The organism is Nonomuraea polychroma, from assembly GCF_004011505.1.
GTDB classification, from domain to species: Bacteria; Actinomycetota; Actinomycetes; order Streptosporangiales; family Streptosporangiaceae; genus Nonomuraea; species Nonomuraea polychroma.
The window spans coordinates 9,226,605-9,242,195 of sequence record NZ_SAUN01000001.1 but is presented as its reverse complement, the minus strand read 5'-3'; the positions used below and the strand labels follow the sequence as shown (position 1 = coordinate 9,242,195).

19 protein-coding genes are annotated in these 15,591 nt (G+C 67.4%); 7 read left to right on the top strand and 12 right to left on the bottom strand.

Translation table 11 applies throughout. The annotated features are described in order from the left end of the window. Positions 1–71: 71 nt before the first annotated feature. The gene (locus tag EDD27_RS42495; protein ID WP_241564910.1) at positions 72–494 is read left to right on the top strand and encodes an ATP-binding protein; all 423 of its coding nucleotides are present in this window, start codon (positions 72–74) and stop codon (positions 492–494) included. Between the two features lie 28 nt (positions 495–522). Beyond that, entirely contained in the window at positions 523–1,548 is a 1,026-nt protein-coding gene (locus EDD27_RS42490; RefSeq protein WP_127937578.1) for a DUF4331 family protein, read from the top strand. Positions 1,549–1,941: 393 nt separating this feature from the next. On the opposite strand, the gene EDD27_RS42485 is transcribed toward EDD27_RS42490, so the two are convergent. Genes EDD27_RS42485 through EDD27_RS42470 form a run of 4 tightly spaced genes read right to left on the bottom strand, consistent with a single transcriptional unit; the run spans position 1,942 to position 4,850 of the window. After that, entirely contained in the window at positions 1,942–2,523 is a 582-nt protein-coding gene (locus tag EDD27_RS42485) for a GTP-binding protein (RefSeq protein ID WP_127937576.1), read from the bottom strand. Further along, the gene (locus EDD27_RS42480; RefSeq protein WP_206641899.1) at positions 2,504–2,869 is read right to left on the bottom strand and encodes a DUF742 domain-containing protein; all 366 of its coding nucleotides are present in this window, start codon (positions 2,867–2,869) and stop codon (positions 2,504–2,506) included. The genes EDD27_RS42485 and EDD27_RS42480 overlap by 20 nt, the downstream gene beginning before the upstream one ends. A gap of 2 nt (positions 2,870–2,871) precedes the next feature. Then, positions 2,872–3,303, bottom strand: coding sequence for a roadblock/LC7 domain-containing protein (locus tag EDD27_RS42475; RefSeq protein WP_127937573.1), 432 nt, complete (start codon positions 3,301–3,303; stop codon positions 2,872–2,874). A gap of 29 nt (positions 3,304–3,332) precedes the next feature. Then, positions 3,333–4,850, bottom strand: a complete 1,518-nt coding sequence (locus tag EDD27_RS42470) for a sensor histidine kinase (protein ID WP_164904033.1) — start codon at positions 4,848–4,850, stop codon at positions 3,333–3,335. A gap of 514 nt (positions 4,851–5,364) precedes the next feature. Between EDD27_RS42470 and EDD27_RS42465 the strand changes: the two genes are divergently transcribed. Then, the gene (locus EDD27_RS42465; protein ID WP_127937569.1) at positions 5,365–5,919 is read left to right on the top strand and encodes a GAF domain-containing protein; all 555 of its coding nucleotides are present in this window, start codon (positions 5,365–5,367) and stop codon (positions 5,917–5,919) included. 60 nt (positions 5,920–5,979) lie between these two features. Here the strand turns inward: EDD27_RS42465 and EDD27_RS57325 are convergent, their stop codons facing one another. Together EDD27_RS57325 and EDD27_RS42455 are read right to left on the bottom strand one after the other, a co-directional pair. After that, positions 5,980–6,360, bottom strand: coding sequence for a hypothetical protein (locus EDD27_RS57325; protein WP_241564543.1), 381 nt, complete (start codon positions 6,358–6,360; stop codon positions 5,980–5,982). Between the two features lie 411 nt (positions 6,361–6,771). Continuing rightward, the gene (locus tag EDD27_RS42455; RefSeq protein WP_127937567.1) at positions 6,772–7,356 is read right to left on the bottom strand and encodes a DinB family protein; all 585 of its coding nucleotides are present in this window, start codon (positions 7,354–7,356) and stop codon (positions 6,772–6,774) included. 95 nt (positions 7,357–7,451) lie between these two features. Between EDD27_RS42455 and EDD27_RS42450 the strand changes: the two genes are divergently transcribed. Beyond that, positions 7,452–8,459: a helix-turn-helix transcriptional regulator gene (locus EDD27_RS42450; RefSeq protein ID WP_127937565.1), complete on the top strand. Its 1,008-nt coding sequence runs from the start codon at positions 7,452–7,454 to the stop codon at positions 8,457–8,459. Here EDD27_RS42450 and EDD27_RS42445 read toward each other — a convergent pair. After that, a complete protein-coding gene (locus EDD27_RS42445) occupies positions 8,417–8,860 on the bottom strand; it encodes a RidA family protein (protein WP_127937563.1) in 444 nt (147 codons plus the stop codon). The genes EDD27_RS42450 and EDD27_RS42445 overlap by 43 nt on opposite strands. Positions 8,861–8,953: 93 nt before the next feature. After that, the gene (locus EDD27_RS42440) at positions 8,954–9,361 is read right to left on the bottom strand and encodes a RidA family protein (protein WP_127937561.1); all 408 of its coding nucleotides are present in this window, start codon (positions 9,359–9,361) and stop codon (positions 8,954–8,956) included. A 141-nt stretch (positions 9,362–9,502) separates the two neighbouring features. Here EDD27_RS42440 and EDD27_RS42435 point away from each other — a divergent pair, with 141 nt between their 5' ends. Then, positions 9,503–9,883, top strand: a complete 381-nt coding sequence (locus tag EDD27_RS42435; protein ID WP_127937559.1) for a winged helix-turn-helix transcriptional regulator — start codon at positions 9,503–9,505, stop codon at positions 9,881–9,883. A 53-nt stretch (positions 9,884–9,936) separates the two neighbouring features. On the opposite strand, the gene EDD27_RS42430 is transcribed toward EDD27_RS42435, so the two are convergent. Continuing rightward, positions 9,937–10,833 (bottom strand): SDR family oxidoreductase, encoded by an 897-nt coding sequence (locus EDD27_RS42430; RefSeq protein ID WP_127937557.1) that lies wholly within the window; start codon positions 10,831–10,833, stop codon positions 9,937–9,939. Between the two features lie 100 nt (positions 10,834–10,933). On the opposite strand from EDD27_RS42430, the gene EDD27_RS42425 reads away from it, so the two are divergent. Next, positions 10,934–11,512, top strand: coding sequence for a TetR/AcrR family transcriptional regulator (locus EDD27_RS42425; protein WP_127937555.1), 579 nt, complete (start codon positions 10,934–10,936; stop codon positions 11,510–11,512). A gap of 61 nt (positions 11,513–11,573) precedes the next feature. Here the strand turns inward: EDD27_RS42425 and EDD27_RS42420 are convergent, their stop codons facing one another. Continuing rightward, a complete protein-coding gene (locus tag EDD27_RS42420) occupies positions 11,574–12,593 on the bottom strand; it encodes an SDR family NAD(P)-dependent oxidoreductase (protein ID WP_127937553.1) in 1,020 nt (339 codons plus the stop codon). 73 nt (positions 12,594–12,666) lie between these two features. On the opposite strand from EDD27_RS42420, the gene EDD27_RS42415 reads away from it, so the two are divergent. Further along, on the top strand, positions 12,667–13,584 hold the full coding sequence (locus EDD27_RS42415; protein ID WP_127937551.1) for an AraC family transcriptional regulator: 918 nt from the start codon (positions 12,667–12,669) through the stop codon (positions 13,582–13,584). Between the two features lie 18 nt (positions 13,585–13,602). Here the strand turns inward: EDD27_RS42415 and EDD27_RS42410 are convergent, their stop codons facing one another. Both EDD27_RS42410 and EDD27_RS42405 read right to left on the bottom strand, forming a co-directional pair. Further along, on the bottom strand, positions 13,603–15,078 hold the full coding sequence (locus EDD27_RS42410) for a dihydrolipoyl dehydrogenase family protein (RefSeq protein ID WP_127937549.1): 1,476 nt from the start codon (positions 15,076–15,078) through the stop codon (positions 13,603–13,605). Positions 15,079–15,118: 40 nt separating this feature from the next. Further along, on the bottom strand, positions 15,119–15,559 hold the full coding sequence (locus EDD27_RS42405) for a VOC family protein (protein WP_241564542.1): 441 nt from the start codon (positions 15,557–15,559) through the stop codon (positions 15,119–15,121). Between the last annotated feature and the right edge of the window lie 32 nt (positions 15,560–15,591).

The window sequence follows — 15,591 nt, the reverse complement described above, 5'->3', positions numbered from 1 at the left end:
ACCGCCCACTATCGCCATAACATCGAATTCGCCATATCCAACGATTGCCTGTCCCGAATTCAGTGGTGGCGATGATCCCGGGAACAAAGGAGTGGACGACGTCCTGCGAATGGCGCCTGGACGGCTTCGAGCCGATCGTCGCACGTCGAATGGTGGAAAACATCCTGTCGCTCTGGGGAGTGCATGCGGAAACCATCGACGACGCGAAGTTGATCACCTCCGAAGTAGCCACCAACGCCGCCGAGCACGTACGCCGCGAGCTGCGAAAAGCGGGCGTCATCCACTTTCGCATCGACCTGTCCGGGGACACGCTGCGCTTCGAGATCTCTGATCCCGACCCTCGCCCGCCCCTGTTGATCCGAGCTGCACACGACGATGAGCAATATCGCGGGCTGACCATTGTGGACGCCCTTGCAAAGGATTGGGGCTTCGAGGTGGCCTCATCGGGCACCGGCAAGGTCGTTTGGTGGACACAGACCATCTCCCACCCGTGATACCCATCATCAGCTTCCAAGGAGCTCCATGTCTCACCATCTTGACTCACCACTTGCCCGCCAGGACAAGCGCCTTGACATCAGCGATGTCTATCTTTTCCGCGGGACGTCGGGAACCGTCTTCGTCATCAATGTGAATCCGCTCTCCGGGTCTGACGGCTTCCATCCTGAAGCGCTCTACGAGTTCAAGATTGATGTAGATGGCGACGCGGTCGAGGACATCACCTACCGGGCCACCTTCGGGGCCCGCGAAGCCGATGGCAGGCAGTCGATCGAGCTTCGCCGGCTCGACGGACCGGACGCGCGGAACCGCGACGCCACTGGGGTGACCGTGGCCACGGGACGGACTGAAGAGGAGATCACCGGCGAGGCTGGAGTACGCGTCTGGGCGGGGCCGGCCGGGGATCCCTTCTTCATCGAAGGCTCGGTCGTCACGGGCGTCGTGAAGGCCGTCGCCACGGGGACCCCGCTCAACCTCGACGGCTGGGACCGCGACAACCCGCAGAACGTCTTCGGCGGCACCAACGTCAGCGCCATCGTGCTCGAGGTCCCGGACACCGCGTTCGAGACGACCTCCATCGGCTTCTGGGGGACGAGCGTCCTGCCGACCGACGCGGGCGGCTGGCGGCAGATCAACCGATGCGCGCAGCCACTGGTCAACACCATCTTCAATCCGGACGACACCGAACGCTCCAGCGAATACAACACCACCCAGCCGCGCGAGGATCGCGTCATCTACGGGGCGCTCGTAGAAAAGCTGGTCGCGGACGTGGTCAGAGCCATGGGCACCCACCAGAACCCCTCTGACTATGGCCGCCACGTTCGCGACCTGATCTTTCCTGACATTCTGCGATACGAGATCGGAACCACGGCGGAGTTCACTCCCCACAGGCGAAACGGCCGCGGCCTGACGGATTGCACGCCGGAAGTCATGTTCGGGTTGGTGCTCAACACGCCGATCGCGATGGGCCTCGACCCCGGTTCCGCCACAGGGACGCTCCGCACAAGTTTCCCTTACCTGTCCCCGCCCCTGTTGGTGGCACCGACCCCATGACCCCATCGTGATCAGAGCGCACGGAGCGCGCACTGATCATCTCCGTTCCACGGATACGCAGCGCGTCCACTGGAATCGCCTCACGCGGTCGGCCCCGGTTTGCCTCCGCGGTCATGAGACTCCCTCGCCTAGCGATCTGTGTTCGCGGGGTTCTACAGGTTTGTGTCAAGTTTCACGACGCCCAGGGAAGTCGAGCCTAGGTGACGCAGTCGTGGACGTGGCGGGTGACGGTCTTGCGCGCCGCCCGAAGTTCGGGCGGCGCACAGGTCGAGGTCACCCGGGGTCTTGGCCTGAAGCTCCTTCAAACACGCTCAGATATCCATCAAACCGGGTCGAGCACACAGGAAAGGCTCCGTGCGTGGACAGGTCTGCGATGAATTCTGGAGAAATCAATTAGACGGAAGGGGCAGGCGCGGCGGCGAGGAGATGCTGGATCAGTGACCGGAGTACCGACCTCGCGGAAGCGGTGTCCCGTGCGTCGCACAACATGATCGGCACGCGCGAGTCGAGTTCGAGTGCGGCGCGCACCTCATCCGGTTCATAGGGGAACGCATCATCGAATACGTTGACCGCGACGAGGAACGGGATGTCCCGATTCTCGAAGAAGTCGACGGCCGCGAAACATTCCTGCAGCCGACGGGTATCGGCCAGTACAATGGCGCCGAGGGCTCCCGCGGACAGCTCGTCCCACATGAACCAGAAGCGCTCCTGGCCGGGCGTTCCAAACAGGTAGAGCACGATATTGTGCTGGTGAATGGTGATGCGGCCGAAGTCAAATGCAACTGTGGTTGTGGACTTGTCCTGCGTCCTGCTGAGATTGTCGATGCCCATGCTGGCCGCAGTGATGAGTTCTTCTGTGTTCAGGGGCTCGATCTCGCTCGTCGCGCCGACGAAGGTCGTCTTTCCGACGCCGAATCCACCAGCGATCAGAATCTTGACCTGGGTGGGGAACACCTCAGATTCGTTGTAAACCATCGAGCAGCTTCTCCAGGAGAACTCGGTCGGTGACGTGGCTGGACGACGAAGACGATGCCCAGGTAACTATGGCTCCGCAGTCCACTAGATCCGCGATGAGGACCTTGGTGACCATCACAGGAAGTCGTATGTTCGCCGCCACCTCGGCGACCGAGACCGGCGTGTGACACAGTTCGAGAACCTTGACATGTTCCGGATCCACGTCCGGGCCGGGCCGGCCCGTGGTGACCACCAATGAGAGCAGATCCAGTTCCACGGTCGGGCGGGTGCGGCCCTCGTTCACTGTGTATGGGCGAATCAGGGGGCCGGCGTCGTCATCGAGCCATACTTCGTCGTCACCGGCCATGTTCATCGGTTCCTGCCACCAGAACCGGTTGTCGGCGGGCGGATCGCCGTGTCCAGGAAGGGACGGACGGCCTTGATCAGCCGAGCCATCTCGAGACCGACGACAGCCGGGTCGGCGTCTCCCCCCGCCAGCACCGCGATAACCGAGTTGTGGCCGGCCCACGAGATGAACAGCCGGCTGGACTTGAGTTCAGTCACGACCTGGCGTACTTCGTTGCCGCCGTCGAATTTGGCACAGGCGCTCCGTGCCATGGAAAAAAGCCCGGAGGCGAGTGCCGCGAGATATTCCGAGCTGTCGCGGTCCAGACCGTGGGCGGCTTTCATCAGTCCGTCGGAGGACAGCAGCACACTGCCACGAATGGCAGGGACCTCCTGGGACAGACCCTTCAACAGCCAGGCAAGATCCTGAGTCTTGTTTGACGAGACGGCGCTCAATGGGACGCTCCTTCTAGGTTTGTAATGTTCTACAGACCGGTGTTACCAGTCCCGTCTTTCGTGTCTTCGTCCTGGCCACTGCGCATCCCCTTCATGAATGACGCCATCAGCCCGTGATCGAGGTCGAGGTCCGTGTCGTCATCCAGTGTCGCGGGAGTGTTGAGAAGCTCGGGCGCCATGTTCGCCTGAGGGCGACGTTTCGGCAGTTCCGGACGTCGGCCGGTACCTCTTGGAGGACTGAGGTCGGTCCGCTTCTCCGTTTGCCGGGCCGGCGCGCCGGCGGTCTGCTTCCTCCAAGCCTCGGACGGGTCAGCAGGGCGGGAACCGGCATCGTGGTGGCTCACCACTGGGGTGTCCTGTCTGGAACCGGAGGAGGGCATCGGCGTGAAAAGCGAGCCTGGCTCACTGGCCGACGGGGCAGGCGTGGGTTCGGCGGGCTCGGGTGATGTCGCCTGTCGTACGCCGGTCTCCCGCGATTCTGAACTGATCAACTCATTCGGGATCACGACGATGGTCTGGGTGCCGCCGTAGATGTTGCTCTGCAGCCTGACAACGACTTTGTGCCGACGTGAGAGCGCGGATACCACGAGCAGTCCGATACGGCCGTCCTGCACCAGTTCGTCGACGTTGACTCGTTCCGGAGCGGTGAGAAGGTCGTTCAGCCGACGCTGGGTTTCTCGGGGAATGCCGAGGCCGCGGTCCTCGATCTCGATGGCCAAGCCGGCTGTTACGGCTTCTGCGCGGAGGAGCACCTGCGTGTGCGGCGGCGAGAACTTGGTGGCGTTCTCGACAAGCTCGGCGAGCAGATGGATGATGTCCGCGGCCGCGCCGCCGTCCAGTGCCCCCTCGACCGGCGGCACCACTTTGACCCGGCTGAAGTGCTCGACCTCGGCGATGGCAGAGCGCAGAATCTCGTACGCGGATACCGGCCTGCTCCACTGGCGCCGAGAGACGGCTCCACCGACCACAGCGAGGCTCTCGGCCTGTCGGCGCAGGCGGGTAGTGAGGTGATCGACCCTGAACAGGCCCTTGAGCAGTTCCGGATCCTCGACCTGGTTCTCCAGCTCGTCGAGTCCCCTCATCGCCCGATGAGACAGTGACTGCATTCGCAGGGCAAGGTTGACGAAGACCTCGACTCGCTGCGCGGGGCGGTCACTGGGTTTCCGGCTCGCCGCGTTGATCACAGCGTTCCGGGCCTCGTTCTGAGCTTTCTGGAATTCATGCGCAAGGTGCGTGATGGGGTCGCCGGTCGCTATAGGCCGGAAGTCGACGTCGCGTCGTGCGGGAACCTCGCCGGCCGCGATCCGCTCTGCCAGGCCTTGCAGTTCTTGCCGGTCACGGGACACCAAGGACCCCAGGTCGCCGAGCCGCGACTCCAAGTCCCTGAGGCGGGATGCCGAACGATCGGATATCCGACGCTCCCGCTGAGTCGCCTTGTCCGCCACCACGATCCCGACCAACATGATGGCCACCGCTCCCCCCGCAATGACGGCCAGTGTCGGCCAAGCCTGCGGCGACGAGGGTCCCGCCACGATCAGCACCGTCACCGCGATCAGCCCCAGGCACGCCATAAGGGCTGCTGGAAGGATGGAAATGTACAGATGGAAGGCATGAACGTTGTTCGGACGACGTTTACCGCGGCCGCGTGACCTACCACGGCTTCCGGCGTCTTGACGTTCGGGGGCGGTGGTAGGCGGGGGAGGCGCAGACATCGGGCGTCCTTGGTACAAAGGTGATCGGTCAACAGGGGTCACCATACTGAGTCAATCAGCACAATATCGATCTATACGGGATTTGAGGTGATGCGGCGCTCGGTCAGCCGGGGGACGGCTCTTGCGATTGACGCGGGAGTCCGCGGCCGGACCGCAGCCCACGGCGAGCCCCAGGCACGGACGGGCGTCGCCACCGCTAGTGACTCGAAGATTGCTCGGCCTCTGGGCAGGCGGCAGTGGCCGGACTGGTCCGTTCGCCGCCGCCGCCGTTCCGCGATCACCTTGCTATCCTCCGAGCGGATGGCCGCAGTCCGACAGGAACGGCCAGGTAAGCAGACAGGAGCTTGTGATGAGCCTTCCCTCCGCCTTCCGCCTAGTGACTCCCATAGATGAGGAAGCGCCCCGCCGGGCTGCCCGGCTCCAGGAGTTGGGCATCAGGGAGGAGCCTGACCCGGAGTTCGACGAGTTCGCCCGCTCCTTGGCCCACGAGCTAGAGGCGCCGTTCGCCATGGTCAACATCATCGGCCCGGAACGGCAGTATTTTGCCGGCTTGTATCCTTCCTCGCGCGACCGGGGCGTCGACGCCGAGCGGGATCCGTTCCGGACAATGGCCTGCGACCACGGCTACTGCATGTACGTGGTGACCAGGAAACATGCGATGGCGTTGGACGAAGTGATGGACTATCACCTCTTCGCCAACAATCCGGTGGTGGACGAGATCGGGATTCGCGCCTACCTGGGCGCTCCGTTGATCGACGGGACGGAGACTCTGGGCACCATCTGCGTCGTGGACACCAAGCCCCACGAATGGGGCACCGAGGGGGTCGCGTTCATCAAGGCCCGGGCCGCAGAGCTTGTGGAGAGGATCCATCAGCGGGCTCGTCTGCTGAAGAGGCCGGGATAACGTCGGCATGCCGCTTTTTCGAGAGCGTGAGCAGCCAATGTCAGTCCAGCGGTGGAGCCGTTACCCCATCGCCTCGTCGGCGCCGGAGCGCGGCCTGCGCCCGCTTCGGCCGCTGCCGCCGCCCGAAGGCCGGCCCGCCACCTCCGCGGACGAGGACGGGGTCTGACCCGCTGACCAGTCCTTCCGGGTGCCGGCAGCGACCTTGAAGGAGCTCGTTTCGATGGCCGGCACCGCGAGCGCCTTCACTTCAGGCCAGGGCGCGAGAACGCGGTCACCGCTGCCGGGCCGGACGGATGACGATCTCGTTGACGTCCACACCGGACGGCCCGCGTACGAGACGGCCTCTGCGATGCTCTGCGGCGGGATCGAATCCGCCCGGTTCGTCCGCATGGCCGCCTTCGCGGCCGGGTCGGTGAGGGAGTCGGCCAGTTCGGACTCCACTACGCCGGGCGAGATGATGGTGACCCGGATGCTCGGGTCGAGCTCAAGGCGCAGGCCTCCATGATCTCCCAGGCGGCGTACTTCGTGGCGCAGTAGATCGCGCCCGTCGGAACGATCTGGTGGGCCGAGCGGGTTCTCCCTGTCCGTGTCTTCGAGGCTAGGGCAGGTCAGCCGAGGGCAGGGTCGCTTAGGGTGGCCGAGAAACTCCTACCCTCAGGCACCGGCGGGTGTCGGTCCCCCGCAACCGAAAAGCCCGGCGCCGGCTCCGGAGGCTTCGTCGACCGGACCGGTGAGATCGCCTGGGCTTGACCCGGCAGCCACTCCCGGCGCTGCGGCTTGGCCACCAGGCTCCGGCCGATCCCACGGTCGCCTCTGGTGCCAGGGCGAATCCGATCCGGCGTCATCCGCCGGTCAGCTCGACTTCTGCCCGTCGAGCGTCTCCCGCAGGATGTCGGCGTGCCCGGCGTGCTGGGCGGTCTCGGCGATGAGGTGCGTCAGCACGCGTCGTACGCTGCGCACCGCTCCCGGCTCGTGCCACGGCGCCTCCGGCAGGGGGCGGGTGGCTGAAAGGTCGGGGACGGCCGCGATGATCTCCGCGGTCCGGGCGGCGACCCGCTCGTAGTGCTCGAGGATGCCGGTCAGCGTCTCGCCGGGCAGCACCTGGAAGCCGTTCTGGTGGTCGATCGCCCACTGGGGGTACTCACGGGCGGTGCCCGCCGCGATGTCCGCCCAGCTCACTCCCTCGGGCAGGTCGTAGCGCATGGCCGACGGGCCCTCGACCACGAACCTCAGCCAGGCCTCCTCCATCGACGCGACGTGCTTGACCAGACCGCCCAGACACAGCGCGCTGACCGTCGGGCGTTCGCCCGCCTGCTCGTCGCTGAGCCCGCGTACGGTGGTGAGCAGGGCGGACCGCGCGGCCGCGAGCTGGTCGAGCAGGTCGGCCCGCTCGGCGTCGAGGGTCGAGGATGCCGCGGTGCCAGTGCTGATGGTCATCGCCTTCAGGTCCTTCCGGTAGCTCTTGGGTACGGCAGGACGATCGCAGCTGAAGCGGCCAGGACGTGTCCTCTTCTCAACGGCACTATGGAGTCATGCCGAAGACATCAGCGCGACTGCTGGCGCTGCTCTCGCTGCTCCAGGCGCGACGGGACTGGCCCGGGGCGCTACTGGCCGAGCGGCTGGAGGTCAGCCCGCGCACCGTGCGCCGCGATGTCGACCGCCTGCGCGAGCTCGGCTACCCCATCGTGGCATTCAAAGGGCCCGACGGCGGGTACCGGCTGGACGCCGGCACGCAGCTGCCCCCGTTGCTGTTCGACGATGAGCAGGCCGTCGCGCTGGCCGTCGCCCTCCAGAGCGCCACCACCACCGGCGCCGGCATCGAGGAGGCCGCGGCGCGTGCGCTGGCCACCGTCCGGCAGGTCATGCCGGCACGGCTGCGCCGCCGCATCGACACCCTCCAGGTCACCGCCGTCGATCAGCCCGCGACCCGACCGAACCCACAGGTCGACAGCAGCGTGCTGATGGCACTCAGCGCCGCCGTACACGCCCGCGAAGTGCTGCGCTTCGACTACACCCCCGCCTCCCCACCAGAGGCGGACGACGCCGGCGTGCAGACCCCGCCTCGCCGGGCGCAGCCCCACCACCTCGTTACCTGGGGCGGGCGCTGGTACCTCATTGCCTGGGACCTCGACCGCGAGGACTGGCGCACCTTCCGCGCCGACCGGATCATCCCGCGCACCCCCAACGGGCCCCGCTTCGCCCTGCGCGAGCTGCCCGGAGGCGACGTGGCCGCCTTCCTGGCCGGCAGGTTCCGGGGCTCCAACGGCTCTGGCGACTGGCCCTGCCGCGGCGAGGTGATCCTCGGCCTCCCCGCGGCCACCGTGTCCCGCTACACCCGCGACGGAGTCGTCGAGGAACTCGGGCCGAAGCGCTGCCGACTCCTCCTGGGCTCCTGGTCATGGCCTGGCCTGGCCGCCGCCATCGGCAGGTTCGACACCGACATCGAGGTGGTCGGGCCGTCCGAGCTCAAGCGCGCCTTCGCGCACCTGGCCCGCCGCTACGCCAAAGCCGCGACCGACGCACCCGTCGACCGTCCCTGATCGATGATCGCGGTGACCTCGGCCTCAATGAGAATGCCGGGCTCAAAGAGGATGTCGACCCCGATCAGCGCGAGCGGCGGCGTAGTGATGTCGAATTCGCGGGCCGCCTGTTCAATACCCGCGTTGAAGGCGTCGTACATGTCTCTCTTCCAGCCTGCGGCGTACCACGTAAAGCGGACGACGTCGTGGAACGTCGCCCCTGCCGCGTCGAGCGCCTTGGCGACGTTGCGGTAGACCTGGGCAACCTGTCCGGCGAGGTCGCCCGGTGCCACGAGCTCGCCGTTCTCGTCCCAGGCGACCTGTCCCGCGATGTGGACCTGCCTGCTACCCGTCGCCACCGCGACGTGGTGGTAGATCGGGACTCGGACATGCCTGTCAGGGTTGATGAGCGCAACAGCCATGAGGTCTCCTCAGCCGCCTTTCATCTGGGTGGGCGAGCGCAACGGCAACGGACGAGCTGTCCTCTCGCCGCCGGTCGGCCACTGAGCATTGATTCAGTCGAGGATCGCGATGGCTTCGATCTCGACAAGATGGTCGGGAACGTCCAGTGCTGCAACGCCCAGCAGCGTGGCCGGTGGGACCGGAGTGACCTCCAGCTTCGCGGCCGCCCGCGAGATTCCCTCCAGGAGCGAGGGCATCTTGTCGGGGGTCCAGTCGACGACGTGGACGGTCAGTTTCGCCACGTCGTCGAAGGAGCCGCCGACCTCGGCCAGGGCGGTGGCGATGTTGAGGTAGCACTGCTCGACCTGCGCGGCGAGATCGCCTTCGCCGACCGTGATCCCCTCGGCGTCCCAGGCGACCTGCCCGGCGATGAAGACCAGCCTCGACCCCGACGCGATCGACACCTGCCGGTAGACATCGATTTCGGGCAATCCTTTGGGGTTCACCAGGGTGATGGCCATGTCGCATGCCTCCTTGTCGGAGAGCCCGTGGGCACGCGTCCGCCGAACCCAAGACACCGTGCTCTCTTGCAGTTACTCAGAAACCATAGGAGAGTGTTCGCTGACGTGGAAGAACGCACTTTTCAGTGACTGGGGAACCTGATGGTGACCAAGCAGTTCAGAGGCTCGTCCGACGAAGCGGACCTGAGGCGCGCGGACTCCCTGGCGCGGGAGATCTTCTCGGATGTCGCCAACAAGTGGGCGTTGCTGATCATCGAGGCTCTCGGTGAGCGCACCCTGCGCTTCAGCGAGCTGCGGAACGAGGTCGAAGGCATCAGCCACAAGATGCTCACCCAGAACCTGCGCATGCTGGAGCGCAACGGCCTGGCCGAGCGAAAGGTGCACCCCACCGTGCCGCCGCGGGTGGAGTACACCCTCACCGAGCCGGGCCGAGCCCTGCGAGCAACGGTCGATCTGATCTGCGGCTGGACCTACCAGTACTTCGGTCACATCGAGACCGCCCGCCGCCGCTTCGACGCCTGACTGCTTGGAGCGCGTAGGCGGAACGAGGTCGGGTGTGCCGAAGGGCGCATGGTTCAGGGTCGGTCGTAGTGGCCCGCGGCGATGTCCTCCAGGAGGGTGGGGCCGGTTGGTCGCCAGCCGAGCAGGTCGCGCGTGATCTTGCTCGTGGCGGGGATGTCGACGGCCAGGAACCGGCCGATGAACGGGATCTCATCGGCGACCTGCTCTGCCGGGGCGGACTTCGCCGGCACCCCGAGGCGGCCGGCGAGTGCTTCGGCGATCCGCCGGACGGGCACGCCCTCTTCGGCGGCGGCGTGCAGGATCGTGCCGGCGGGGGCGTTCTCGAGCCCGAGCCGGACCAGGCGTGCGGCGTCGGACCGGTGGACGGCGGGCCAGCGATTGCGTCCCTCGCCGGGGTAGAGGGAGGCTCCGCGGCGTCGGGCGGCCTGGGCGACGATGGAGACGAAGCCGTGGTCGCCTTCGCCATGGACGGTCGGGGCAAAGCGGACGGGGATGACGCGTACGCCACGGCCGGCGTAGGTCAGGGCGAGGTTCTCGGCGCCGCCGCGCGGTGAGTCCGGGCCGGCGGCGGGATTGGGATCCCGCTCTGTCGACGGGCGTCCGAGGCCGGGGAGAGCGAGGCCGGCCGCGAACACGAACGGCCGACGGGACCCCGCCAGCGTGTCGCTGATGGTCTGGACCGCGGCCCGTTCGGCGCGGTTGGAGATCTCGGGGTGGGCCCAGTCGTGCTTGTTCGCGAGGTGGATCACTCCGTCGGCTGCGTCCGCGCCCTGGCGGATCTGGTCGAGGTCGTCGAGGTCGCCGCGGTTGACCTCAGCCCCGAGCTCCTTGATGACGGTTGCCGATGCCTCGGAGCGGGCCAGGCCGGTCACCTCGTGACCGGCGGCGATGAGCTCGGCGACGACGGCGCGGCCGATGAATCCGGACGCTCCGGTGACGAAGACATGCATGGTGTGCTCGCTTCCACTACTGATGTCATCGACTGACATCAATCAGCATAGCGATGATGTCAGGCTCTGTCATCACCTTGATTCCGGTTACGATCCGGACATGGCACGTTGGGCACCTGGGGCGTCAGATCGTCTGCAGCGGGCGGCGATGGAGCTGTTCGCCGAGGACGGTTTCGAGGCGACGACCGTGGCCGGGATCGCCGGGCGGGCCGGGGTGACGGAGCGGACGTTCTTCCGGCATTTCGCGGACAAGCGCGAGGTGCTGTTCGCCGGCGAGGAGCAGCTCGAGGCGGTCTTCGTGGACGCGATCGCCGACGCGCCGGCGGACGCGTCCCTGGCCGGCCTGCTGGTCGCGGCGCTTGATGCCGGCGGCCGGGCCCTCCAGGACGTACGGGGACGCGATTTCGCCCGCCTGCGGAACGAGATCATCACGGCGAACGAGCAGTTGCGGGAGCGCGAGCTGCTCAAGCTGGCGAAGCTCTCCCACGCCGTGGCCGCCGCGCTCGTCGCCCGTGGCGTCGCCGATGTGACCGCTTGCCTGGCCGGTGAACTGGTCGTTCTGGTGTTCAAAACGGCCTTCGACCGGTGGATCGCTCCCGATGAGACCCGCGATCTGGTCGACCTGCAACGCGAAGGCCTCGCCGCGATCAGCGACCTGACACGTGCCGAGACCGTGTGAGCCGGCGGTGACGTGAGCGGCCGCCGGACGTGGGTTCTGGGGCTTGACTGCGGTTGGCGCCCTACCCCTTGAGCAGCCGCTCGCTCAGCTCCCACAGCCGCCGTGCCGAGTCCGGGTCGACGGCGTGCGGCACGACGTCGGACGGGATGTCCTCCTCAGTACCGAAGTTGATGGGCCTCGGGGTGTCCAGCGGTGAGATGTCGTTGTCCTTCAGGTAGACACCGCCGATGTCGTCGAGCAGGGGGCTGGTCGCGGCGAACACGGTGGTGCCGGCGCCCTGTTGCGGCGTCTTCATCTCACGGTCGGGGTCGTTGATCGGCTGTCCGGAATCGTCGATCAGGCCCATGGCCCGCAGTGCGTCGTCGCTCAGCCAGGGTGTCCGCTCTTCGCCCTCGGCCAGGTGGGGGCCGAGGTTCGTGCCGATGACGATGCCTGGGTGCACGGCGTAGCCGCGGATCCCGTCTCCGGCCCATCGATGATCCAGCTCGACGGCGAACAGGACGTTGGCGGTCTTGGACTGGCCGTAGGCGAGCATGCCCATGTCGTCGTAGCCGGTGGTGAAGTGCGGGTCGTCCCAGCGGATGTCGGACAGGCGGTGGCCGCCGGAGGTCACGTTGACCACTCGGGCGCCGTGAGCGGCGCGCAGTGCGGGCAGCAAGCCCAGAGTCAGCTGGAAGTGGCCGAGATGGTTGGTCGCGAACTGCGATTCGTAGCCGCGGGCATCTCGCACCAGCGGGCCGGCCATGATGCCGGCGTTGTTGATGAGGATGTGGAGCGGGCGGCCCGAGTCGAGGTACCGGGTGACGAAGGCGTCGATCGATGCCGGGTCGAGGAGGTCCAGCTCACTGGCCTCGACGCGCTCGATCCCGGTCAGCGCGGAGGCGGCGCGGTCCGGGTTGCGTGCGGCCACGGTGACCGACGCGCCGGCCTTGCTGAGCGCACGGGTGGTCTCCAGGCCGATCCCGCGGTGGCCGCCGGTGACGACGACGTTCTTGCCCGACAGGTCGATGCCCTTGAGCACCTCGTCGGCCGTCGATGCCGCGGTGAATCCGGATCCGATGGGGCGTTGCTTGTGCGTCATGCCACCAGCCTGCGCCCATTCGTCCGTACGCTGAATAGTTGTGAGTCCGCATTTCTTGCGCGAAAGTACGAACATGGCTGGTGATCAGCTCTCTGAGGTCTTCGACCTCGTCGAGATCCGCGGACTGCTGACCGGCTGGTTCGCGGTGCGGGGACCATGGGTGTCGCGGGCCGTCGTTCAGGACCCGTTGAAGCTCATCGCGATGGTGTGCGGCCGGGCCCGGCTGTCCACCGACGGCATCGACGATTCGATCGAGCTCGAGCCGGGCGACGTCGCGATCCTGAACGGCCGGTCGTGGCTGGAAGTACAGGGCGGCACCGGAGACGGGCCGCCCCGCGAGATCATTCCTGAGGAGGGCGATCCCTCCACTCGCCTCATCGGTGCCGATGACGTCGTCATCGGCTGCCGTGTCGACCTCAATCCGGCAGGCCGGGCGCTGCTGCTGCAGGCGCTTCCGCCGGTGGGACACGTCCGGGCGTCTGCTGCCACGGCGACCAACCTGCGCGGCAGTCTCGACCGGCTGTTCGATGAGGTGGTCGGTAACCGGATCGGCTCGGCGTTCGCGATCCGGCAGTACGGCCAGCTTCTGCTGCTGGAGGTGCTGCGGGCCTTCGTCGAGCAGGCCCAGCTACCGGCGGGATGGCTGCGGGCGCTGACCGACGAGCGGCTGCGTCCGGCGCTGACCTTGATGCACACCGAGCCGGGAAGGCCCTGGCGGTTGGAGGAGCTGGCGCGTGCCGCGGCGATGTCGCGGACCTCGTTCGCCGAACATTTCCGGACGGTGGCGGGCATGCCCCCGCTGACCTATCTCAACCGCTGGCGGATGCTGCTGGCGCAACGCGCGCTGCGCGACGGCGATGTCCGCATTGGATCGCTGGCCTCTGACCTGGGATACTCCTCCGAAAGCGCGTTCAGCACCGCATTCAAACGCGAGGTGGGCGAGTCACCGCTGCGCTACCGCCACCGGGTCCGCGGTTTCGCGCTGAGGTGACATACATCTCTTCATGCGCTACACGAGAAGCCCGTCAGCGCTTCCGTTCCCTCGGCTGTGCTGGTCCCGGTACGTCTCGAGCAGCCGCAGCCACACCTCGCTGATGGTGGGGAAGGGCGGTACGGCGTGCCAGAGGCGTTCGATGGGGATTTCACCGATGATCGCCACGGTGGCGGAGTGGAGGAGCTCGGCGACGCCTGGTCCGGCAAGGTGACAGCCGACGACGGTGCGGCGATCAGGGTCGATGAGGAGGCGGGCTCTGCCGCGGTAGTGCGGGTCGTGCTGGAGGGCGCCGGCGACATGGCCGAGGTCGTAATCGACCACGTCGACGCGGCGGCCGGTGCGCCCGGCTTCGACGGTGGTGAGGCCGACGCCGGCGACCTCGGGGTCGGTGAAGACGACCTGAGGTACGGCTGCGGTGTCGGCGGTGCCGGCGTGAGGGCTCCAGCGTCCGGTGTCGAGCGGGGTGCCGCAGGCTCGGGCGGCGATGACGGCGCCGGCGATGCGGGCCTGATACTTGCCCTGGTGGGTGAGCAGCGCCCGCCGGTTGACGTCGCCCGCGGCGTAGAGCCACTCGCCGGGGGTGGCGGTGACGGTGAGGGTGTCGTCGGTGGTGAGCCAGTCCCCGGGGATCAGGCCGATGGTCTCGAGGCCGATGTCGCCGGTGCGGGGTGCGCGGCCGGTGGCGAAGAGGATCTCGTCAGCGGTGAGCCGGCTGCCGTCGGAAAGGATGATGTGGACCTCGCCGCTCGTCCGGGCAGCGGTGGCGACGGTCACGCCGAACCGGAGGCCGGTGCCCGCTTCGCGCAGGCGGTCGGCGACGAGTTCGCCGGCGAAGGGTTCCATCTGGGGCAGCAGGCGGGTGCCGCGGGCGAGGAGGGTGACCTCGGTGCCGAGGGCCTGCCAGGCGGTGGCCATCTCGGTGGCCACGACGCCTGCGCCGACAATGATGAGTCGTCCGGGCGGCTGCGGCGCGCTGGTGGCTTCGCGGCTGGTCCAGGGGCGCAGGGCGGCGAGCCCGGGAAGGTCGGGGAGGGCGGCGCCGCTGCCGGTGCACACGGCCACGGCGTGCCGGGCACGCAGGTGGACGGTACCGCCGTCGGGGGTGGTCACGGCCACGCGTCGTGGCCCGTCGAGGCGGCCGTGGCCGCGTTGAAGGTCGATGCCGGCCGTCTTGAGCCATTCGACCTGGCCGTCGTCGTTCCAATGGGCGGCCATGCGGTCGCGATGCGCCAGCACCGCGGCGGTGTCCAGTGGTCCGGCGGCGGCCGGGCCCAGGCCTGGTACCCGGCCGGCGTCGGCACGCAGGAGTGCGGGCCGCAGCAGGGCCTTGCTCGGTTCGCACGCCCAGTATGAGCATTCGCCGCCGACGAGTTCGCTTTCCACGATGACGGTGCTCAGGCCGGCGGCGGTGGTCCGGTCGGCGACGTTCTCGCCGACCGGACCGGCCCCGATCACGACCACGTCATAGGTACGGGTGTCTTCGGTGGTCATTGGTCCTCCATGTGTGGCCGTGTCTCGGGGATGCCGTTGGTCAGCGGCCGGGCAGCCGTTCGGTGATCTCCTGCAGGAACCAGCGGTTGCCGTCGGGGTCGGCGAACGAGGCGAAGGAGCCGTAGCTGGCACGCTGCGGGTGCGGGCCCATGACGCGGCCGGTCTCGCCGGCCTGGTGGAAGGCCCCGGTGGCGTCGTGGAACGGGCCGGTGACGTCGACGCCGCGGCCGGCCAGTTCCTTCTGGGCCTGCTCGATGTCGGACACGATCAGGTGCAGTCCCTGGACCGTGCCGGGTTCGGCGTCGGTGAGGCCGTCGCCGAAGATGATCGAGCAGGCGGAGCCGGGGGGAGTGACCTGAATGATCCGGTAACCGTCCTTGATGGGGAAGTCCGCGTGGAGGCGGAAGCCCAGCTGCCGGGTGTAGAAGTCCTTGGCGCGGTCGACGTCGGATACGGGCAGGACGACGACTTCGAGCTTCATGTCCATGGTCGTGATCTCTCTTTCGGGTTGGC

Excerpts from the sequence above, each read along its gene's own strand:
- EDD27_RS42435 (WP_127937559.1), top strand. The coding sequence starts at position 9,503 with ATGGTGACCAAGCAGTTCAGAGGCTCGTCCGACGAAGCGGACCTGAGG.
- EDD27_RS42490 (WP_127937578.1), top strand. The coding sequence starts at position 523 with ATGTCTCACCATCTTGACTCACCACTTGCCCGCCAGGACAAGCGCCTT.
- EDD27_RS42485 (WP_127937576.1), bottom strand. The coding sequence starts at position 2,523 with ATGGTTTACAACGAATCTGAGGTGTTCCCCACCCAGGTCAAGATTCTG.
- EDD27_RS42405 (WP_241564542.1), bottom strand. The coding sequence starts at position 15,559 with ATGAAGCTCGAAGTCGTCGTCCTGCCCGTATCCGACGTCGACCGCGCC.
- EDD27_RS42425 (WP_127937555.1), top strand. The coding sequence starts at position 10,934 with ATGGCACGTTGGGCACCTGGGGCGTCAGATCGTCTGCAGCGGGCGGCG.
- EDD27_RS42440 (WP_127937561.1), bottom strand. The coding sequence starts at position 9,361 with ATGGCCATCACCCTGGTGAACCCCAAAGGATTGCCCGAAATCGATGTC.
- EDD27_RS42415 (WP_127937551.1), top strand. The coding sequence starts at position 12,667 with ATGGCTGGTGATCAGCTCTCTGAGGTCTTCGACCTCGTCGAGATCCGC.
- EDD27_RS42455 (WP_127937567.1), bottom strand. The coding sequence starts at position 7,356 with ATGACCATCAGCACTGGCACCGCGGCATCCTCGACCCTCGACGCCGAG.
- EDD27_RS42450 (WP_127937565.1), top strand. The coding sequence starts at position 7,452 with ATGCCGAAGACATCAGCGCGACTGCTGGCGCTGCTCTCGCTGCTCCAG.
- EDD27_RS42480 (WP_206641899.1), bottom strand. The coding sequence starts at position 2,869 with ATGGCCGGTGACGACGAAGTATGGCTCGATGACGACGCCGGCCCCCTG.
- EDD27_RS42410 (WP_127937549.1), bottom strand. The coding sequence starts at position 15,078 with ATGACCACCGAAGACACCCGTACCTATGACGTGGTCGTGATCGGGGCC.
- EDD27_RS42465 (WP_127937569.1), top strand. The coding sequence starts at position 5,365 with ATGAGCCTTCCCTCCGCCTTCCGCCTAGTGACTCCCATAGATGAGGAA.
- EDD27_RS42445 (WP_127937563.1), bottom strand. The coding sequence starts at position 8,860 with ATGGCTGTTGCGCTCATCAACCCTGACAGGCATGTCCGAGTCCCGATC.
- EDD27_RS42420 (WP_127937553.1), bottom strand. The coding sequence starts at position 12,593 with ATGACGCACAAGCAACGCCCCATCGGATCCGGATTCACCGCGGCATCG.
- EDD27_RS42430 (WP_127937557.1), bottom strand. The coding sequence starts at position 10,833 with ATGCATGTCTTCGTCACCGGAGCGTCCGGATTCATCGGCCGCGCCGTC.
- EDD27_RS42495 (WP_241564910.1), top strand. The coding sequence starts at position 72 with ATGATCCCGGGAACAAAGGAGTGGACGACGTCCTGCGAATGGCGCCTG.